The sequence below is a fragment of the Pseudomonas sp. PDM21 genome (assembly GCF_014852505.2).
GTDB lineage: Bacteria > Pseudomonadota > Gammaproteobacteria > Pseudomonadales > Pseudomonadaceae > Pseudomonas.
Window position 1 is genome coordinate 2,466,535 of the sequence record NZ_CM181223.1, and the last position, 19,903, is coordinate 2,486,437.

The window sequence follows — 19,903 nt, forward strand, 5'->3', positions numbered from 1 at the left end:
GTTTCTTTTCAACCACTCCCTGAAGGAAACGACCTAAATGAGCTTCGTCAAAGCGAAAGATGGCACTGAGATCTTCTACAAGGATTGGGGCAGCGGGCAGCCGGTGGTGTTCTCCCACGGCTGGCCGCTGAATGCCGACGCCTGGGACGCGCAGATGCTGTTCCTGGTGCAGAAGGGCTACCGGGTCATCGCCCACGACCGGCGCGGCCACGGCCGCTCGGGCCAGCCGGCCAACGGCAATGACATGGACACCTACGCCGACGACCTTGCGGCGGTGATCGATGCGCTGGACCTCAAGTCCGCCACGCTGGTCGGCCACTCCACCGGTGGCGGTGAGGTGACGCGCTACATCGGCCGGCATGGCACCAAGCGTCTTTCCGGGGCGGTGCTGATCGGTGCGGTGCCGCCGCTGATGCTCAAGACGACTGCCAACCCCGGCGGCCTGCCGATCGACGTGTTCGACGGCATCCGCAAGGGCGTGAAGGAAGACCGCTCGCAATTCTTCAAGGACCTGGCGGTGCCGTTCTACGGCTACAACCGGCCGGGCGCGAAGCAGTCCCAGGGCGTGATCGACAACTTCTGGCTGCAGGGCATGACCGGCGGGCACCTGGGCCAGTACCTGTGCATCCACGAGTTCTCCGAAGTGGACTACACCGAGGACCTGAAGAAGATCGACGTGCCAGCGCTGATCCTCCACGGCGACGATGACCAGATCGTGCCCATCGGCGCCGCCGGCCAGCGTTCGGTGGAGCTGGTGCAGAAGGGCGAGCTGAAAGTCTACAAGGGCGGCCCGCACGGCATGTGCACCACCCTGGCCGACCAGGTGAACGAGGACCTGCTGGGCTTCCTCAATCGCTGAGACGCCGCTGCCGGGGCCGCTGGGCCCCGGCACTCCACGAGTGAATCAGTGGCCGTCCGGGCGCCCGTTCACGGTGCGGTTGATGGCGCTCAGCGCGGTGTTGAAGCGTACCGTTTCGTTGAAGCTGCGGACGATGGCGCCGAAGCGCTCCTTGGCATCCACCAGTTGCTTGAAGCGTTCGGTCAGCTCGTTGTCCTTTTGCTGCAGCAGCGTCTCGCGGCCGTCCAGGTCGGCATGGCGAATGCGCATCTGCGCCAGCTTGCGCTCCAGCTGATCCTGCTCCGTCTGCAGTACTTCGCAACGCTTGCTGGTGGCGCGGTCGCGGCTGTCGACGGTTTCCGCCAACGTCTGCAGGGTGGCGCTGCGCTCGGCAAGGGTGGCGGCCTGCTGCTCGCCGAGGCGGGCCAGCGCCGCCTTCTCCTGCTGTAACCGCTGCTCCCATTGGCGCAAGGCGTCTTCGCGTTCGTTGAGCAGGCGTTCGCGTTCATCGGCCTGCTCCTGGCGCGCGTCCAGCGTCTCGCGTTCCTTGATGGAGTCCAGGCGTTGCTGTGACAGCCCCTGGGCCATGCCGGCGAGGGAATCGAGGGTGCTCTGCACGTCCTGCAGCACGTTCTCTGTGTCACTGGCGTCTTGCGAGACAACAGCTTGCAGCAACTGATCGGCCTGACTGAGCGGGACGTCGGGCGAGAAATTCGGCGTGCCGATGGCATTGGTGATTGGCCGGCCCGCTTCGCGCTGCAGGGTTTCATCCAGTTCGTCGAGCTGGTCGAGAGTGTGCTGCGCGCTCTGCTGCTGTTTCAGGGCGTAGTCCGTGGCGCCGCTGGAATAGGCGGACGCCTGGCTCGGCGCGCTACCCAGCGCATCCGGTAGCTGGCCGGGCGGCAGGTCATAGAGCTGCGCCAGGTGGTCCTGCGGGTGGGCGAAGGGGCGCTGCGGCTTGGGCTGGCCGGCTCCGTCGGCCGGCTCCTTGGAATTGCGAATGCTCATGCGGGTCTCCCGAAGCTGTTCCTGGATAATGCGGCAAGCACCTGGAGCGGGGCCGGTACCAGGCTCTGGCTGGGCGGGGCTCTGGGCAGGGGCTGTCTCGGGCGTCGGGATGCATGGTGCGTTGCGGGCTTCTGCCTGGCGGGCGGGAACCGATTCCATCCGGCGCTGGGCGGCCTTGCTCGGCGGCGCCCAGATGCAGTTTAGGTTGCCCCAAACGGTTTGCCGGGAAAGAGGGGCGGGCAACGGCGGTAGTGACGAACGGTCAGCGGCTAGCGGTGTTCCAGCACATTCAGCAGCGTCCCCAACGGGTCACGCAGGAAGAAGCGCCGCACGTCCCAGGGCTCGACGGTCAGTGCGTAGGTGATCTCGTGGCCGGCCGCGAGGGCGCGTTCGTACACCTCGTCGAGATTGTCCACCTCGATGGACAGGTCCGGCACCGGCGCACCGGAGCCGCCTTCGCTCGCCAGGCTCATCTGCGCCAGCGAGCTGTCGCCGCTGGCGAGGGTGATCAGCCAGCCGTGGTCCATCACCACGTCGAGGTCGAACAGCTCGCGGTAGAAACGGGCGACCTCGGCAGGCTTGCCGGTGGCGAGGTTGGCGACGATGCGGCGGACGGTCATGGCGGCGCTCCGTGAAGGGACGCCGCCAGCATAGACGTTCAGTGTGCCGGGCGTGCCGGTGGCATGCGGCGGCGGTGGATGCGGTAGAACTGGTAGAGCACGCCGACCACCAGCACCAGCAGCGCGACCAGCACCGCCGTCTGCACCGGCGGCGAATCCGGGCCCTGGCCGATGGGATTGGACGGCGGCAGGCGCGACAGGGATTCGTTGAGCGTGGGGATCATCATCAGGAAGAAGCTGAAGCTCATCGCGCCGGTTTCCACATATTCGCGCAGCCCGCCGAGCGCACCGATCCGCTGCGCGTAGCTGCCTGCCGCGATGGCAATCAGGCAGAGGATGCCGATGGCGTGACCGGCGTTGAAGCCGCCGGTGCTGGACAGGCCGAAGGCCGTCAGCACACCGAGGATCATCCCGTAGACGTACCAGCGCCCGACCGGGCTGCGTGGATCGATGCGCCCGGCCTGGTAGAACGCCCACAGCCCGGCGACCAGTGGCACCAGGCTGATGGCGGTATGCACGATGCCCAGGGTGGAAAGGGGATTGGCCATGACGAACGCCTCCGCAGTAAGCACAGGGACGCCACGCATCCACGAGCTGTGCCGGGGCACGGAGGGGCGGGTGTGTTGTCAGGTTAGACGCAACCCGCGTGGGGGCAGGGCTGCGCCGAGCTCAGCCGACGAACGTCACACCCGCTTGTTGAGCCAGCGCGCGAGGCGATCTCCGCCGAACTGGATCAGGGTCACCAGGGCGACCAGCAGGATGATCACGGTGAGCATCACCTGGGTGTCGAAGCGCTGGTAGCCGTATCGGTAGGCGAGGTCGCCGAGGCCGCCGGCACCGATGGCACCGGCCATGGCCGAGGAGTTGATCATGGTTACCAGGGTGATGGTGAAGCCGGCGACGATGCCCGGCCGCGCCTCGGGCAGCAGCACGTTCCAGATGATGTGTCGGGGCTGGCAGCCCATGGCCTGGGCCGCTTCGATCAGGCCGTGGTCGACCTCACGCAGGCTGACCTCGGCAATGCGCGCGAAGAACGGTGTGGCGGCAATGGTCAGTGGCACCACCGCTGCCCACACGCCATAGCTGGTGCCGACGATCAGTCGGGTGAAGGGGATCAGCGCGACCATCAGAATCAGGAACGGGATCGAGCGCAGCACGTTGACCACGCTGCCCAGGCCCTGGTTGACCAGGCGCGCCTGGAAGATCCCGCCGGGGCCGGTGGTGACCAGCACCAGGGCCAGTGGGATGCCCACCAGCAGGACGATGGCCGAGGACGCGCCGATCATCAGCAGGGTGTCGAGCAGGCCTTGCAGCAGGCGATCAGGCATGGGTGAGCACCTCCAGCCTGTCGGCGACATCGCGGGCACGTTCGAGCAGTTGCGGGGCACTGGCGGCGGGTGCGGCGACGCTCAGCAGAAGGCGGCCAAGGGCGCGACCCTGGATGCGCTCGATGCCGCCGTGCAGCAGGCTGATGCGGCTGCCCAGGGCCTGGGCGATGGCCAGCAGGTCCGGCTCCTGTTCGCGCACGCCGGTGTAGTGCAGGTCGAGGATGACTTCGTGGTCCGAGGGATGCTCCAGCCGTGCCAGCAGGTCCGGCGGCAGGTGCTGTTGCAGCGAGCCGAGCAGGGTACGGCTGACCTCGTGCTGCGGGTTGCCGAAGACTTCCCAGACGTCGCCCTGCTCGACGATGCGCCCGCGTTCGAGCACTACCACGCGGTCGCAGATTTCGCGGATCACCGCCATCTCGTGGGTGATCAGCACGATGGTCAGGCCCAGGCGGCGGTTGATGTCGCGCAGCAGCGCGAGGATGGCCTGGGTGCTCTCCGGGTCGAGCGCCGAGGTGGCCTCGTCGCAGAGCAGTATTTCCGGCTGGTGCACCAGTGCGCGGGCGATGCCGACGCGCTGCTTCTGCCCGCCGGAGAGCTGCGCCGGGTAGGCGTGGCGCTTGTCTTCCAGGCCCACGAGTTGCAGCAGTTCGTCCACCCGCTCGGCGATGCGCGCCTTGGGCACGCCGGCCACGCGCAGGGGCAGGGCGATGTTCTGCGCGACGGTCTTGGCCGACATCAGGTTGAAGTGCTGGAAGATCATGCCAACGCGGCGGCGCAGGCCGACCAGTTGCTGGGAGTCGAAAGCGCCGATGTCCTCGCCGTCGATCAGCACCTGGCCGATGCTGGGTTGCTCCAGGCGGTTGAGGGTGCGGATCAGCGAGCTTTTGCCGGCGCCGCTGCGGCCGATGATGCCGAACACTTCGCCACGGCGGACGGAGAGTTCGATGTCGCTCAGTGCTTCCACCGGGCCGTGGTGGCCGGCGTAGGTCTTGCCCAGCCCGCGCAGGGCGATGTGCTGGGTGGCGAGTTCGAGATTGCGGTTGAAGCTGACCATGGTGGGGGCCTGTTCGGTAGTTCGGAGCGGGCGCCTTGCCCTCTCCCTAACCCTCTCCCTGAAGGGAGAGGGGACTGGTTCGGTGTGTTCGGCAATTGCGGTTCTTGCCGGAGATTTCGGCGCGGCCGGAACGTAGGGCGCATAACCTGGAACAGGTTATCCGCCGGCGCCTGCGCGGCGGATAACGCTGACGCGTTATGCGCCCTACGAAATAGCGCGCCAGCGGTGATGCTGGCGCGTTTACTGCCAGCCCGGCTGGTAGAGCGAGCCGTGGGCCTTGTCCAGTGCGGCGCGGACCTGCGGCGAGTGCTGGTAGAGATCGACGAACTTCCTCAGCTTGCCGTCCGGGTCCTTGTAGTCATCGCGGGTCACGAACTGGATGACGTACTCGCGGTTCTCGATGCCATCGAACAGCAGCGCGCTGCTCGGATCGATGGTCCCGGCCAGGCGGATGTAGTGCGGGTAGCCCTGGGCGAGGTCGACGTCGTCCAGGGCGCGCACCAGTTGCACGGCTTCCAGTTCGATGATCTGGATGTGCTTCGGGTTGGCCACGATGTCGTCCAGCGTTGCCTTGTAGCCGACGCCGTCCTTGAGCTTGAGCAACCCGGCCTTCTGCAGCAGCTGCAGGCCGCGGCCGCCATTGATCGGGTCGTTGGCGATGGCGACCTTGGCGCCCTCCGGCAGGTCGGCGATGGCCTTGTATCGGGTCGAGTACAGGCCGACGTTGTTGATGATTCCTGGCGCGAACGCCTTCAGGTGCAGGCCGCCCTCGCGGTTGGCGTTTTCCAGGAAGGGCGTGTGCTGGAAGTAGTTGGCGTCGATGTCGCCGTGGTCGAGGGTGATGTTCGGTGCGTTCCAGTCGGTGAACTCCACCAGCTCGACCTTCAGGCCCTGCTCGGCGGCTTCTTTCACCGCCACTTCCAACGGCGGGGCGAAGGCGGCGGTGGTGCCCAGGCGCAGGCTATCGGCGGCCTGGGCGAGGCCGGCGGCGAGGAGGCTGAAGGAGAGCCCGAGGGTCAGTTTGAAGCGTGCATGCATGGCAACGAATCCTTTTTGATTTTTAAACAGTGAGGGCCGGAGTCGCTCCAGTGGCGGTTGCCTGGCGGAAGCTTGCGCCGACGTGCCGCGCGGGCAGTCGGGCGCGGTTGGCGCCGAAGAGTTTTTCCCGCAGGGTGCCGTCCGCGTAGGCGCTCTTGTAGGCGCCGCGGTTCTGCAGTTCGGGCACCACGAGGTCGATGAAGTCGGCGTAGCTTTCCGGCTCCACGGTGCGGGTGAGGTTGAAGCCGTCGAGGCCGGCCTCGTTGATCCAGCCCAGCAGCTCATCGGCCACCTGCAGCGGGTTGCCCACCAGCGTCGTGTAGCGGCCGCCGAGGGCGAGTTGTTCCAGCAGCTGGCGCACGGTGGCATCGGTGCGGACGACGGTCAGCGCTTTGGTGGCGGACTCGATGGCGTTGGTCTTCTCATAGCGGATCGGCTCGTCCAGCGCGTAGCGCGAGAAGTCGATGCCGGTGGTGCTGGCGAAGTGCGCAAGACCCGCCTCTGCGCTGGCGAAGCGACGGTACTCGGCGAGCTTGTCGCGGGCCTCGGCCTCGGTCGGCGCGACGATGACGTTGATGCCCATGAACACCTTGATGTCGTCCGCCCGGCGGCCGGCCTCGACCGCCGCCTGACGGATGCGGTCCACCAGCACGCGGGTGGCCTCGCGAGTCTGCGCCGAGACGAACACGCACTCGGCGTGGCGCGCGGCGAAGGCCAGCCCGCGATCTGACGCACCGGCCTGGAACAGCAGCGGCGTGCGCTGCGGCGACGGCTGGCTGAGGTGGTAACCCTCGACGTCGAAGAATTCCCCGTGGTGGCGGACCTTGTGCACCTTGGCTGGCTGCGCGTAGATGCGGCGCTGGCGGTCGGCAATCACAGCGTCGTCTTCCCAGCTGCCTTCCCAGAGCTTGTAGAGCACCTCCAGGTATTCGTCTGCGCGGTCGTAGCGGCGGTCGTGGTCGATCTGCCGTTCCTGACCCATGGCGCGAGCGGTGCTTTCCAGGTAGCCGGTGACGATGTTCCAGCCGACCCGTCCGTCGCTCAGGTGATCCAGCGTGGAGAGCCGCCGGGCGAACGGGTAGGGCGCCTCGTAAGTGAGGTTGGCGGTGACGCCGAAGCCCAGGTGCTCGGTCGCGCCGGCCATGGCCGAGACCAGCATCAGCGGGTCGTTCACCGGCAGCTGGATGGCCTCTTTCGCGGTGAGCTCGATGCCGTTCTGGTAGACGTCGTAGACGCCGAGGATGTCGGCCAGGAACAGGCCGTCGAACAGGCCCTTCTCCAGCAGGCGGGCGAGGTCGGTCCAGTGGCGGAGCTTGTTGAAGTCGCTGGAACGGTCGCGGGGGTGGGCCCACAGGCCGTGGTTGATGTGGCCGACGCAATTCATGCTGAAGGCGTTGAGGAGGATCTGCTTCTGGCTCATAGGGTCCCCCGGCGCGGCGGCAGCTGGTCGTTGAGGTAGTAGTTGCCCACCGCGAAGTACTTCCAGCGCGCCGGGTCGTGCAGGGTGTGCACGCGGGCGTTGCGCCAGTGGCGGTCCAGGCCCAGCTCGGCGAGGCTGGCGCGGCTGCCGCCCAGTTCGATCAGCTTGGAGCCGGCCAGCAGCGAGACTTCGGTGGTGATCGCCCGCGCCTCGGCCACGGCGATGGAGGCGGCGGCGACGCTCTCGGCGCTGGGCTCGACAGTGGCGGCATCGAGCACGCGGCCGGAGCGATCCAGCAACGCTTCGGCGGCGTGCAGGCGGATCGCCAGGCGGCCGACTTCATTGATCGCCAGTAGGTCGTCGCTGGCCTTGTCCACGCCCGCGTCGATCCACGGCCGCGCCTTTTCGCGCAGGAACACCAGCGCGTCTTCGTAGGCGCCACGGGCGATGCCGACATCGATGGCGGCATGCAGAATCTGCGCGAACGGGCCGACCGTGGTCGGACGCTCGAAGGCGCTCTGGAACGGCACGATGTCGTCCTCGCCCACCGGCGCGCCAGCGAACACCACGCTGCCGCTGCCGGTGGTGCGCTGGCCGAAGCCGGACCAGTCATCTATCACCTCCACGCCCTGGCTGTCGCGCGCGATGAAGGCGAACTGCTGGACGCCGTCGTCATCGATCACCAGGGTCGGAATGCGCTGCGCGTAGAGCGCACCGGTGCAGTAGAACTTGCGGCCATGGATGCGCAGCTGGCCACCTTCGCGCTTGAGGCGGGTGATGCGGTCGTGGACGGTGCGCGTGCCGATTTCCGCCAGCGCGTTGCCGAAGCGCACGCCGGCCAGCACTTCGGCGAACAGGCGGGCTTTCTGCTCTTCGCTGCCGTTCACCCGCAGCAGCTCGACGGCGTAGAAATGGTTCTGCGGAATCTGCCCCAGCGAGCCGTCGGCGGCGGAGATGATCGCGATCACACGGGCCACCGTGACGCGGGAAACCCCGGCGCCGCCATGCTCGCGCGGCACGGTGATACCCCACAGGCCGGAGCGGCTGAAACGCTCCAGTTCGTCGATGGGCAAGCGCCGCTCGCGGTCACGGACGATGGCGCCCTCGCGAAAGTCGGCGGCCAGGGTGCGGGCGACGTCGAGGGCTTCGTCGTCGCTGCGGATGATGTGGATGGGTGCGATCTGTGCGGGAGATTGTACGAGGCTGTTCATCGGCGTTCCTCAGATCCAGGAATGACGCGCGGGGCGGGCGCCGTTGAGGTGGTAGGCGCCGACCGCCTGGACCTTCCAGCGCACCGGGTCGTGCAGGGTGTGCACGCGGGCGTTGCGCCAGTGACGGTCGAGGTTGAATTCGGCAAGGGTGGCGCGGCTGCCGGCCAGCTCGAAGAGCTTTTCGCTGGCGGCCAGGCTGACCTCGGTGGTCAGCACCTTGGCCTCGGCCACGGCGATGGAGGCACGGGCAGCGGACTCGTCGTCGATGGGGCGCGCGCTGACTTCGTCGAGCACATGGCCGGCGCGCTCCAGCAGCGCCTCGGCGGCGTGCAGTTCAACCTTCAGGCGGCCGATCTCGGCGATGGTGAAGGGCTCTTCGCTGGCCTGCTCGACGTTGGCATCGATGAAGGGGCGGGTGCGCGTGCGGATGAAGTCGATGGCGTCTTCCAGGGCGTTCGCCGCGATGCCGGCATCGATGGCGGCCTGAATCAGTTGCGAGACGGCGCCCTGGATGTTCGGCACGTCAGCGAGGCGGCCGTTATGGATCACCAGCGAACCGGCAACGGGGGCATTGTCCAGCAGCACGGTGCCACTGGCAGTGGTGCGCTGGCCGAAGCCGGACCAGTCGTCGACGATGCGCAGGCCTTCCACGCCACGCTCGACGAAGCCCATCACTGCGCGGCCTTCCTCGTCGATGGCCTTCACCGCGACCCAGTGGGCGAACAGCGCGCCGGTGGAGTAGAACTTCTCGCCGCTGACGCGGAAGTGCTCGCCGTCGCGCAGCAGCCGCGCCTTGAGTTCGAGGGTGTTGCGGGTGTTGCGTTCGGGGCCGGCATTGCCGATGCGCCGGCCGTTGAGTACGCCGCCGAACAGCACGCGCTTCTGCACGTCGCTGGCGACGTTGTCGATCACGTTGAGCAGGCCGAACTGGTTCTGCGGAATCTGCCCCAGCGCCGGGTCGGCGGCGCAGATCACGCGGAAGACTTCGGCCAGGGTGGCGTAGGAGACCTGCGCGCCGCCGTACTCGCGGGGAATGCTGATGCCGCCCAGGCCCTGGGCGGTGAAGTGCTCCAGCTCGCGCCAGGGCAGTGCGCGCTCGCGATCGCGGGCGGCAGCGCCGGGTTTCGCCAGGCGGGCCACTTCGTGGGCGGCGTCGATGGCCTGGGCGTCGTTGTCGATGCGGCGCGCCGGGAGTTGCCGGGGCGCCTGGTCACGAAGGTCCTTGGGTGCGGATTCGTTGGTCATGCGATTTCCTGTGGTTGTGGAGCTGGGATTCCCTCTCCCTAACCCTCTCCCTGAAGGGAGAGGGGACTATCCGTGCGCGTTGAAACAGATGTGTCAGCCGGCGGGCTTTTGGCTCCCTCTCCCGCTTGCGGGAGAGGGCGGGGGGAGAGGGTGATTCGCCCCCGCGCCCGAACCCCCATCAGAAGGCGGGAGCAATCTCGCCCTTGTAGCGGGTGAGAATGAACTGGCGGACTTCCGGCGAATTCAGCACCTTGGCCAGCTTCTGGATGCCCGGGTCCTGGATGTTGTCCGGGCGGGCGACGAGGAACTCGGCGTAGAGGTCCTTGCCTTTCTCCACGATCAGCGCGCTCTTGGTGTCGATGCCGGCTTCCAGTGCGTAGTTGGCGAAGATGAACGCCAGGTCCACCTGCTTCACCGCACGGGCCAGCAGGGCGCCTTCCAGCTCACGGATCTTCAGGTGTTTGGGGTTGTCGGTGATGTCGCGCTCGGTGGACTGCGGGTTGCTGGGGTCCTTGAGCTTGATCAGGCCGCTCTCGGCCAGCAGCACCAGCGCGCGGCCGGTGTTCACCGGGTCATTGGGGATGGCCACGCTGGCGCCGTCGGGCAGCTCGGCAAGGGACTTGTACCTGGTGGAGTAGGCACCGAAGGGCTCGATGTGGATACCTACCACCGGCACCAGGTCGGTGTGGCGGGTCTTGTTGAAGTCATCGAGAAAGGGACGGTACTGGTAGTAGTTGGCGTCGAGGTTCTTCTGCGCGAGCTGCAGGTTGGGCTGGATGAAGTCGGTGAAGACCTTGATATCGAGGTCGACGCCTTCCTTGGCCAGCTCCGGTTTGACGAACTCGAGGATCTCGGCGTGGGGCACCGGGGTGGCGCCGACCACTAGCTTCTCCCCCGCTTGGGCGGAGAAGGCGACGACGGCCGCCAGAATGGCGATGGCCTTTTTCATGGGTATTGCTCCTGGGCAGTAGTGGGTGGGCCGTCGTGGTGTGGACGTGGGGCCTTGATGGCAGCGGGGCCCGGCTGCCGGCGGGTGGATCACAGGTGCCGCTCCCGGGCGGGGAGTGGGCGGGGAATTCAGCGCCGGGTGTAGCGCACGACGAGACGGTCGCCGCTCATCTGCAGGGCCTGCACCAGCAGGATCAGCAGGGAGACGGTGATGATCATCACGTCGGTCTGGAAGCGCTGGTAACCGAAGCGGATGGCCAGGTCGCCGAGGCCGCCGCCGCCGATCACGCCGGACATCGCGGTGTAGTCCACCAGCACGATGGCGGTGACGGTCACGGCGGCGATCAGCCCGGTGCGCGCTTCCGGCAACAGGGTGTGCCAGATGATCTGCCAGGTGCTGGCGCCCATCGCCTGGGTGGCTTCCACCAGGCCGCGGTCGACTTCGCGCAGGGCGGTTTCCACCAGCCGCGCGAAGAACGGCGTGCAACCCACCACCAGCGGCGGAATCGCGCCGGCGACGCCCAGCGAGGTGCCGGTGATCAGCGTGGTGACCGGGATCAGCACGATCAGCAGGATGATGAATGGCAGCGAGCGCAGCATGTTCACCACCACCGAGAGCGCGCGGTACAGGCCGGGCCTGGCATGCAGCTGGCGCTTGCCGGTGAGGTACAGCAGCACACCCAGCGGCAGGCCCAGCAGGACGGTGAAGGCCAGCGCGCCGCCGAGCATGGCGAGAGTATCCAGGCAGGCCTGGGTGAGATCGTGCCAGTCGAGGTTGCGGAACCAGCCGTCCATCAGGCGCTACCTCGTCTGAGTTTCGCCGCACGGTGCGGCGTGCGCAGGCGGTCGCCCTGGCCGAACAGCTTGTGGCGCAGGGTGCCTTGTTCGTACTCGCGCTTGAACAGCCCACGCGCCTGCAGCTCGGGCACCAGCAGGTCGACGATGTCGACGAAGGTTTCCGGCGCCACCAGGCTGGAGAGGTTGAAACCGTCGACGTCGGTTTCCTCGACCCAGGCCTGCAACTGATCCGCCACGGTCTGCGGCGAACCCACCAGCAGCGGGCCATCGCCACCCAGGGCGCAGTAGTCGGCGATCTCGGCGGCGGTCCACTGGCGCTCCGGGTCGGCGGCGCTGAAGGCATCCACTGCGGACTGGATCGCGTCGCTCTGTACATGGCGCAATACCTGGTCTGGTGCGTACTGGCCGAAGTCGATGCCGGTCCAGCCGGAGACCAGCGCCAGGGCGCCCTCGCGGTCGCTGTAGTGGCGGTAGTCTTCCAGCTTGGCCAGGGCCTCCACGTCGGTCGGTGCGACGATCACGGTGAGCTGGTTCAGCACCAGCACGTCGTTCGGTTCGCGGCCGGCTTCGACGGCGAGGCGGCGCAGGTCAGCCACCTGGTCGCGGAGGATGCGCTTGGTCGGCGCAGCAACGAACACGCACTCGGCATTGCCGGCGGCGAACGCCTTGCCCCGGCTCGATGCGCCCGCCTGATAGAGCACCGGAGTGCGCTGCGGCGACGGCTGGCTCAGGTGGAAGCCGGGTACTTCGAAGTGCTCGCCCTTGTGCTCGATGGGGTACACCTTGCGCGGGTCGGCGTAGACGCCGCTTGCGCGGTCGGCCACCACTGCGTCGTCGTCCCAGCTGGCTTCCCAGAGCTTGTAGCAGACTTCCAGGTACTCCTCGGCCAGGGCGTAGCGCTGCTGGTGGTTGAGCTGTTGCTTCAGCCCCAGGTTGCGCGCGCCGCTGTTCAAGTAAGAGGTGACGATGTTCCAGCCGGCGCGGCCACGGGTCAGGTGGTCCAGCGTGGAGATACGCCGGGCGAAGGGGAACGGGTGCTCGAAGGACACCGAGGCGGTGATGCCGAAACCCAGGTGCTCGGTGGCCGCGGCCATGGCAGGGACGATCTGCAGCGGATCGTTGGCCGGCACCTGCGCGCCGGCGCGCAGTGCCGCGTCGGCGTTGCCGTGGTAGACGTCATAGACGCCCAGCACGTCGGCGAGGAACAGGCCGTCGATCTTGCCGCGTTCGAGGGTTTTCGCCAGCTCGATCCAGTAGTGGATGTCGGTGTAGCGCGCGGCCTGCTGGTCGCGCGGGTGGCGCCAGAGGCCGGGTGACAGGTGGCCGACGCAGTTCATCGCGAAGGCGTTGAGGCGGATCTGCTTGCTCATCGCGCGTCCTCAGTTCCAGTCGTGGCGCGGCGGGCGCTTGTCGTTGAGCAGCCAGTTGCCGACCAGGTGGTACTTCCAGCGAACCGGGTCGTGCAGGGTGTGCACGCGGGCGTTGCGCCAGTGGCGGTCGAAGCCGTGGCGGGCGAGGGTGGAGCGGGTCCCGCCGAGTTCGAACAGCTTGTTCGAGGCCTCGATGGCGACCTCGGTCGTCAGCACCTTGGCCTTGGCCACGGCGACCGAGGCGCGGGCCACGCTGTCTTCGTCCGGCGCCGGGCGGGCGACGTCCATCACCTTTCCGGCACGTTCCAGCAGGGCGTCGGCGGCTTCGATGCGGATGCCCAGTTCGCCGACCTGGATGATGGTCAGCGGGTCTTCGCTGGCCTTTTCCACGCCGGCGTCGATCCACGGGCGTGCCTGCTCGCGGACGAAGGCGATGGTGTCGCGCAGCGCGGCGCGGGCGATACCGGCGTCGATGGCGGCGGTGGTGATCTGCGCGAACGGGCCGGCCAGGGTCGGCACGTCGTACGAGCGGTGCGTGGGGAAGACGTTGAACGCCGGAACGCGCAGGCCTTCCACCAGCACGGTGCCGCTGGAGGTGGTGCGCTGGCCGATGCTGGCCCAGTCGTCGACGATCACCAGCCCCGGCGTGCCGCGCGGGACGAAGGCGAGTTGGGCGTTGTTCTGCTCGTCGAGGCCGAGCACGCCGATCCAATGGGCGTAGAGCGAGCCGGTGCAGTAGCCCTTGCGGCCTTCGATCAGCACGCTGTCGCCGTCGTGGCGCAGGCGGGTCTGGATGTCCTGGACGTTCTTGCCGCCGGTTTCCGACAGCGCGTTGGCGAAGCGGTTGCCCTTGAGCGCGAGGTCGAAGAAGAAGCGCTTCTGCTCGTCGCTACCCTGCAGGCGGATGTCTTCCAGCAGGCAGTAGTGGTTCTGCGGAATCTGACCCAGCGACGGATCGGCGGCGGAGACGATGGCGATGACTTCGGCGAGGGTCGCGTAGGACACCTCGGCGCCACCGAACTCGCGGGGCACGGTGATGCCCCAAAGGCCGCTGTTGGAGTAGACCTCGACGACCTCGGGCGGGACGACGCGGTTGCGGTCGCGCTCGGCGGCACCTTCGAGCAGGAACGCGGCGACCTTATGGGCGACTTCGATGGCTTGCGCATCGGAGCCGATCCGCTGCGCGTTGGGCTCGCGGATGTCGTAATGGGCGGATTCGGGGAGTTGTGGCATGGCAGTACAGCGACCTCGGCAGATGAATCGACCCGGCGTTCGGGTCTGTCTGACTGAGTCACTGCACAAGCTGTGCCGTAAAATAAAGTCCTTTTAAATCAATGCTTTGTTGGTTATTCCCAACAGTTGCGGCGCTGGGTGAACAGCAAAGTGTTGGGCGTGTGTTGCTGGAACAACACTTCAGGAACAGGGTGCAGGAGCGGGCCCTGCCCGCGATCCGCCGGCAGGGCCGGCGATTCCATTGGGGCGCGACGATCAGGCCAATTCCTGACAAACATCGATCCAATCCGCCGCCACCAGCTGCGCCATGCGCTGCGGCTCGATCCTCACGGCACTGTGTACCGCGCCGGCCGCCGGCAGCACTTCGTCGAACGCCTGCAGCGACACATCGCAATACACCGGCAAGGGTGTCGCCAGGCCGAACGGGCAGACGCCGCCCACCGGATGCCCGGTCAGCGCCACCACATCCTCGGCGCCAAGCATCTTGGCCTTGCCGCCGAAGGCTTCCTTGAGCTTGCGGTTGTCCAGCCGCGCATCGCCGCGGGCCACCACCAGCACGGTGCGCTCGCCGACGCGCAGGGACAGCGTCTTGGCAATGCGGCCCGGCTCGACGCCGTGGGCCTCGGCGGCCAGGGCGACGGTGGCGGTGCTGGTTTCCAGCTCGATGATGGCGATGTCGGGGGCCTTTTCGGCGAAGAAGGCGCGAACCGATTCCAGGCTCATGGGGCGATGCTCCGTGTCGTGCGAAAAGGACTGAATCTAGGGAGCGCGGCGGAGGCTGTCCAGTCAGCCATTCGTCTGTCAGTGCCGGCAGGGCGGCAGGTCCGCGCGAAGCTTGAACTCGCTCCCGGCCCTGATGGCCGGCCGTGAATCCACGGCCCGCTCGCAGCGCCATGGCGATCGCCGGCCTATGCTCAGAGCCCCCGTCGCCCCGCACGAAAAAAATTCGCGCGGCCTGTCGATCTGCCTTCACGCCCTTCGACTACTCGTCAGGAACCGGAAGCAACCGGCCGCCACGCTGAAAATGACAACAAGAGGAGAAAGACCATGCGTTTCATGGTGATCGTCAAAGCCACCGCCGACTCCGAAGCCGGTGTGATGCCCAAGGAAGAGCTGCTCGCCGCCATGGGGGCCTACAACGAGGAACTGGTGAAGGCCGGCGTGATGCTGGCCGGTGAAGGCCTGCACCCCAGCGTGAAGGGGGCGCGGGTGCGCTTCGATGGCGCGTCGCGGCAGGTGATCGACGGTCCGTTCGCCGAGACCAAGGAGCTGATCGCCGGCTTCTGGATCATGCAGACCGCGTCGCTGCAGGAGTGCATCGACTGGGTCAGACGCTCGCCCAATCCCTTCGACGGCGAGTCCGAGATCGAGATCCGGCAGATTTTCGAGGCCGAGGACTTCGGCGCCGAATTCACCCCGGAACTGCGCGAACAGGAAGAACGCCTGCGCGCCGAAATCGCCAGTAAATCCTGAGCCTGGAGCACACCGCCATGTTGATGAATGCCTACCTGGTCTTCGACGGCAACTGTGAAGAAGCCTTCCGTTACTACGCCGAAGTATTGCGCGCCGAATTGCCGGCACTGATGCGCTTCTCCGACGCGCCGGGCTGCGAAGACATGCCCGAGGCACTGAAGAACCGTGTTATTCACGTTCGCCTGGAGGTGGACGGCCACGTACTGATGGGCTCGGACGCCTCGCCGCAATGCGGCCAGTACGAGGGCGTGAAGGGCGTATCGATCACCCTCAACGTCGATACCAAGGCCGAGGCGCGGCGCCTCTTCGAAGCTCTCGGCAAGGGCGGTAAGGTCACCATGCCGCTGGAACAGACCTTCTGGGCGGAGCTGTTCGGCGCCGTGGAAGATCGCTTCGGGGTGCCGTGGATGATCAATTGCGAGAAGGAAGGCTGACGCCGGCATTTCCCTGTAGGAGCGCCCCATGGGCGCGATCGCGGGCATGGCCCGCTCCTACAGGGAGTCCTTCCCGGCGTCGGCGCGGAACCGCTCCGGCGTCGTCCCGGTGAACCGCTGGAAGGCCCGGTGAAAGCTGGTGACGTGCTCATAGCCGAGCAGGAAGGCAATTTCCTGCAGCGCCATCCGGCTGGCCAGCAGATAACGCTGGGCCAGCGCCATCCGCACCTCCAGCACTATTCCCTTGAAGGTCAGCCCGTGCTCGCGCAGCCGGCGTTGCAACGTATGCGGCGGCAGACGCAGCCAGGCGGCGGTCTGCTCCAGGTCCGGCAGCGGGATACGCGCGTTTTGCAGCAGGTAGTAGCGCACATCGTCCGGCAGCGCGGAGCCGCGCTCGAAGCTGGCCAAAGTCGCCGCACCCTGCGCCTGGCACAGCCTGCTCACCGACGGGTTGGCGGTGGAGAAGGGCTGGTCATGGAAGGCCTTCGGCATCCACAGTTCGGCCTGCCCGGCATTGAACTGGCAGGGGCCGGGGAAGAGTTCGCCGTACAGGGCCGCGTGGGCCGGCGGCGGGTAGGGCAGGTGCAGTTGCATGCCGGCGCAGGCCTCCAGGTCCGGCAGGCGCTGGCACAGCCAGCGCCAGGTGCTGCTCAGCCACTCCTCGCAGAGGGCGATGCGCTCCACCTCGCTGAAGGGCGGTAGCTGCAGCGTCAGGCGGATGTGCTCGCCGACTTCCTCGCGGTGGGTGTGGATCGGGTGTGGCATCAGGCTCGACGGCTGGCCTAGGGAAATGTCCCAGGAGCGCCGCAGGTTGGCCGCGCTGATCAACGCGTAGCCGATCACCCCCAGGTCATAGAGGTTGTAGCGCTGGCCCAGGCGCAGGAAGAAGTCACTCGGGCCAAGCAGCCCGGCGGCCTGCTGCAGCAGCCGGTAATAGCGGGCGAAGTTCATCTCGGCAGCCGCCGCTTCGCTGTTGCTGGGCAGGCCGAGGCCACCCAGCAGGGGGGCCAGCGCCGGCAGGGAGGGGCGTGCGCGCCACTCGTCGAGGAAGTGGCGGAACAGCTGCCGGGCGGCGTAATCGATGTCGAAGGACGCGGTGGGCATCAGGTAGGCTCAAGCTGTTGTCTGGTGCTAGTGAGTTGTCATCTTATGCTAGTCGGTGATCGAAAGCCGAGCCCTATACTGCCTCCACGGACAAGAACAACAAGGGCTTCCCATGACCGCTCCGGACCGCTTCCGCTCCTCCAATTCCCCCACCGACCGCTTCGCCGAACTGCTGCTGCACAACGGCCGCGTCTATACGCTCGACCCCGCCCAGCCCTGGGCCGAGGCCATGGCCATCCGCGATGGCCGGCTGCTGGCGGTGGGCTGCCGGGAGGATATGGAGCACCTGATCGGCCCGGATACCCTGGTGCGCGACCTCGAAGGCGCGTTCTGCATGCCCGGCCTGCACGACATGCACACCCACCCGGACCTGGCGCTGAACCCGCGCTACGCCGACGACCTCGACGTCGGCATCGAGGACCCGACCCCGGAGCAGCTTGCAAAAGCCATCCTCGATTACGCCGCCAGCCACCCCGGTGACGGTTGGGTCTACGGCCAGTACTGGGTGCGCTACACCTTCCGCGAAGCCGGGCTGAAGCCGGGCCGCGAGTGGCTCGACAGCATCCTGCCGGATCGCCCCGTGGCGCTGCTCGACCGCATGTGGGGCACCATGATGGTCAATTCCCGCGCGCTGGAACTGGCCGGCATCGACGCCAGCACCGCCGACCCGCGCAACGGCTACCTGGAGCGCGACGAGCTGACCGGCGAGCCCAACGGCCTGATGATCGACGGCGCCTATGCGCTGATCCACGCCGCCATGCCGCCGACCCCGGCCAAGGTACTGCGCCAGTCCTACCGCGAGGGTGTGCACTTCCAGAGCTCGCGCGGCGTCACGGCGGCCAAGTACCTGCACGTCTGCGAGAACCGCCTGGACGCCCTCAAGTACCTCGACGATGCCGGCCAACTGACCCTGCGTGTGGAAGCGGCGATCAGCTGGCAGGACGACATCTTCCCGGTGCGTCGCCGCTGGGAGCTGCTCAGCGGCGAGCGTCACTACTATCGCAGCGCACGGTTGTCGGCGAACGCTGTGAAGTTCCACTTCGACGGTACCGTCGAGCCGCGCTCCTCCTTCCTTATTACACCCTGGCCGGGCGAAGACGCCTGGCGCGGCAAGCTCAACCTGACGCCCGAGCACATCACCGACATGGTGGTGGACATGGATAGCCGCGGCATTCGCGTCATCGCCCACTGTACTGGCGATGCGGCGTCCGACGTGTTCCTCGACGCAGTGGCCGAGGCGCGCCGGCGCAATGGCTTCAGCGGCGTGCGCCACCAGTGTGCGCACAGCACCATCCTGCATCCGAGCAACCTCAAGCGCTTCCGCGAGCTGGAAGTGATCGCCGAGTTCTCCCCGGCAGCCTGGTACCCAACGCCCTTCGCCAGCGGCGCGCGTTCGGGCTACGGCACGGATCGGCTGAAGCGCATCTACGACTTCAAGGGCGTGCTGGCCGCCGGCGGCATCGCAGTGTTCGGCACCGACTGGCCGGTGGCGTCCATCGACCCCTGGCTGGCGCTGGAAACCCTGGTCACCCGGCAAAACCCGTGGAACGACGACCCGGCCTGCTTCGGCGAGCCGATCAGCCTGGAGCAGGCGATCCGCGTGGCGACCCTCAATGGTGCCTATGCCATGGGCCTGGAGAAGCTCACCGGCAGCCTGGAAGCGGGCAAGTCGGCAGACTTCATCGTGCTCGACCGCAACCTGTTCGAGCAGCCGGCGCGCAACTTCATCCACCGCACCGAGGTGCAACTGACCTTCGTCGAAGGCCGCCCGGTGTACGACCGTCTCGGCCAGTTCAGCGATACGGCCCTGGCGGCGGTGTGGCAGGGCGAGCCGCCGCGCATCGAAGGCGTCAACGCATGAACGCCGCGAGCATCCCGGTGACGGTGGTTGCCGGCTTTCTCGGCGCGGGCAAGACCACGCTGCTGCGCAACCTGCTGGAACGCTGCGAAGGCCGGCGCCTGGCGGTGATCGTCAATGATTTCGGCGAGCTGAACATCGACGCCGGCATGATCGCCGAGCAGACCGAGGCCGTGTACAGCCTGGAGAACGGCTGCATCTGCTGCAGCGTGCAGGACGACCTGCTGGCGCAGCTGGAGCGCCTGGCGACCATGCACCCGCCGCTGGAACAGGTGGTGATCGAGTGCAGCGGGGTGTCCGACCCGCAGCGCATCGTGCAGACGCTGGGTTACCCGAAACTGCGCAGGCGCCTGCATCTGGATGCGGTGCTCACCGTGGTCGATGCTGCCCGCCGGGAACCGCTGGAAGGTGAGTATGCGCGACTGGAACGCATGCAGGCCGCCGCCGCCGACCTGCTGCTGCTGAATAAATGCGACCTGCTGGACGCCGACGAGCGCGCCAGCCAGCGCGAGCGCTTCGGCCGGGGCGCGCGGGTGCTGGAAACTATCCAGGCGCAGATTCCCGATGAGCTGCTGCTAGGTGAGCCGTCGCGCAAGCTGCGGCCCCATGGGCAGGAAGGCATCGACCATGGCGACCTGTTCGACAGCTGGAGCTGGCAGGGCGATACGGCCTTCGACGGCGCGCGGTTGAAACAATGGCTGGAGGCACTGCCACGCGGTCTGTTGCGCCTCAAGGGGCTGATTCGCCTGGCGGGACAGGGCGATACGGTGTGGCTGCAATATGTCGGCGGGCGCTATCAGCTCCGCCCGGCCACTGCGATCGAGGCGGCGCAGGGCTCGCGGCTGGTGTTCATTGCCGAGAAGGATGCGGGGTTGCGGGCGGATCTTGAAGGCGGTCTGCACAACTGCTTTTCGTAGGAGCAT

General features: G+C 67.2%; 20 protein-coding genes. 5 read left to right on the top strand and 15 right to left on the bottom strand.

Annotated elements, in window-relative coordinates:
* Positions 1-37 precede the first annotated feature (37 nt).
* On the top strand, positions 38-859 hold the full coding sequence (locus IB275_RS11675; RefSeq protein WP_192295112.1) for an alpha/beta fold hydrolase: 822 nt from the start codon (positions 38-40) through the stop codon (positions 857-859).
* Between the two features lie 45 nt (positions 860-904).
* On the opposite strand, the gene IB275_RS11680 is transcribed toward IB275_RS11675, so the two are convergent.
* From IB275_RS11680 to IB275_RS11745, 14 genes are all read right to left on the bottom strand, one after another.
* A complete protein-coding gene (locus IB275_RS11680; protein ID WP_192295113.1) occupies positions 905-1,846 on the bottom strand; it encodes a hypothetical protein in 942 nt (313 codons plus the stop codon).
* A gap of 269 nt (positions 1,847-2,115) precedes the next feature.
* Positions 2,116-2,466, bottom strand: coding sequence for a VOC family protein (locus IB275_RS11685; protein ID WP_192295114.1), 351 nt, complete (start codon positions 2,464-2,466; stop codon positions 2,116-2,118).
* 38 nt (positions 2,467-2,504) lie between these two features.
* Positions 2,505-3,014, bottom strand: a complete 510-nt coding sequence (locus IB275_RS11690) for a hypothetical protein (protein WP_225607839.1) — start codon at positions 3,012-3,014, stop codon at positions 2,505-2,507.
* Positions 3,015-3,149: 135 nt separating this feature from the next.
* Positions 3,150-3,824, bottom strand: a complete 675-nt coding sequence (locus IB275_RS11695; RefSeq protein WP_192295116.1) for a methionine ABC transporter permease — start codon at positions 3,822-3,824, stop codon at positions 3,150-3,152.
* On the bottom strand, positions 3,787-4,848 hold the full coding sequence (locus IB275_RS11700) for a methionine ABC transporter ATP-binding protein (protein ID WP_192295117.1): 1,062 nt from the start codon (positions 4,846-4,848) through the stop codon (positions 3,787-3,789). Before IB275_RS11700 ends, IB275_RS11695 begins: the two co-directional genes overlap by 38 nt.
* 240 nt (positions 4,849-5,088) lie before the next feature.
* Entirely contained in the window at positions 5,089-5,886 is a 798-nt protein-coding gene (locus tag IB275_RS11705; RefSeq protein ID WP_192295118.1) for a MetQ/NlpA family ABC transporter substrate-binding protein, read from the bottom strand.
* 22 nt (positions 5,887-5,908) lie between these two features.
* Positions 5,909-7,306: an LLM class flavin-dependent oxidoreductase gene (locus tag IB275_RS11710; protein WP_192295119.1), complete on the bottom strand. Its 1,398-nt coding sequence runs from the start codon at positions 7,304-7,306 to the stop codon at positions 5,909-5,911.
* A complete protein-coding gene (locus IB275_RS11715; RefSeq protein WP_192295120.1) occupies positions 7,303-8,517 on the bottom strand; it encodes an SfnB family sulfur acquisition oxidoreductase in 1,215 nt (404 codons plus the stop codon). The genes IB275_RS11710 and IB275_RS11715 overlap by 4 nt, the downstream gene beginning before the upstream one ends.
* A 9-nt stretch (positions 8,518-8,526) precedes the next feature.
* Positions 8,527-9,762, bottom strand: coding sequence for an SfnB family sulfur acquisition oxidoreductase (locus tag IB275_RS11720; RefSeq protein WP_192295121.1), 1,236 nt, complete (start codon positions 9,760-9,762; stop codon positions 8,527-8,529).
* 178 nt (positions 9,763-9,940) lie between these two features.
* The gene (locus IB275_RS11725) at positions 9,941-10,711 is read right to left on the bottom strand and encodes a MetQ/NlpA family ABC transporter substrate-binding protein (protein ID WP_192295122.1); all 771 of its coding nucleotides are present in this window, start codon (positions 10,709-10,711) and stop codon (positions 9,941-9,943) included.
* Between the two features lie 128 nt (positions 10,712-10,839).
* A complete protein-coding gene (locus tag IB275_RS11730; RefSeq protein WP_192295123.1) occupies positions 10,840-11,505 on the bottom strand; it encodes a methionine ABC transporter permease in 666 nt (221 codons plus the stop codon).
* A complete protein-coding gene (locus IB275_RS11735) occupies positions 11,505-12,878 on the bottom strand; it encodes an LLM class flavin-dependent oxidoreductase (RefSeq protein ID WP_192295124.1) in 1,374 nt (457 codons plus the stop codon). Before IB275_RS11735 ends, IB275_RS11730 begins: the two co-directional genes overlap by 1 nt.
* A gap of 9 nt (positions 12,879-12,887) precedes the next feature.
* Positions 12,888-14,111, bottom strand: coding sequence for an SfnB family sulfur acquisition oxidoreductase (locus IB275_RS11740; protein ID WP_192295125.1), 1,224 nt, complete (start codon positions 14,109-14,111; stop codon positions 12,888-12,890).
* Positions 14,112-14,366: 255 nt separating this feature from the next.
* On the bottom strand, positions 14,367-14,834 hold the full coding sequence (locus IB275_RS11745; RefSeq protein ID WP_045208063.1) for a YbaK/EbsC family protein: 468 nt from the start codon (positions 14,832-14,834) through the stop codon (positions 14,367-14,369).
* A gap of 324 nt (positions 14,835-15,158) precedes the next feature.
* Between IB275_RS11745 and IB275_RS11750 the strand changes: the two genes are divergently transcribed.
* Both IB275_RS11750 and IB275_RS11755 read left to right on the top strand, forming a co-directional pair.
* Positions 15,159-15,584, top strand: coding sequence for a YciI family protein (locus tag IB275_RS11750; protein WP_045208059.1), 426 nt, complete (start codon positions 15,159-15,161; stop codon positions 15,582-15,584).
* A 17-nt stretch (positions 15,585-15,601) separates the two neighbouring features.
* The gene (locus IB275_RS11755) at positions 15,602-16,018 is read left to right on the top strand and encodes a VOC family protein (protein WP_192295126.1); all 417 of its coding nucleotides are present in this window, start codon (positions 15,602-15,604) and stop codon (positions 16,016-16,018) included.
* Between the two features lie 57 nt (positions 16,019-16,075).
* Here IB275_RS11755 and IB275_RS11760 read toward each other — a convergent pair whose 3' ends face one another.
* Positions 16,076-17,122 carry a helix-turn-helix transcriptional regulator gene (locus IB275_RS11760; protein WP_192295127.1) on the bottom strand — a complete coding sequence of 349 codons (1,047 nt, stop codon included), beginning with the start codon at positions 17,120-17,122 and terminating at the stop codon, positions 16,076-16,078.
* A gap of 112 nt (positions 17,123-17,234) precedes the next feature.
* Here IB275_RS11760 and IB275_RS11765 point away from each other — a divergent pair, with 112 nt between their 5' ends.
* Both IB275_RS11765 and IB275_RS11770 read left to right on the top strand, forming a co-directional pair.
* The gene (locus IB275_RS11765; RefSeq protein WP_192295128.1) at positions 17,235-18,983 is read left to right on the top strand and encodes an amidohydrolase; all 1,749 of its coding nucleotides are present in this window, start codon (positions 17,235-17,237) and stop codon (positions 18,981-18,983) included.
* Positions 18,980-19,897, top strand: a complete 918-nt coding sequence (locus tag IB275_RS11770; protein ID WP_192295129.1) for a CobW family GTP-binding protein — start codon at positions 18,980-18,982, stop codon at positions 19,895-19,897. Before IB275_RS11765 ends, IB275_RS11770 begins: the two co-directional genes overlap by 4 nt.
* Positions 19,898-19,903 lie beyond the last annotated feature (6 nt).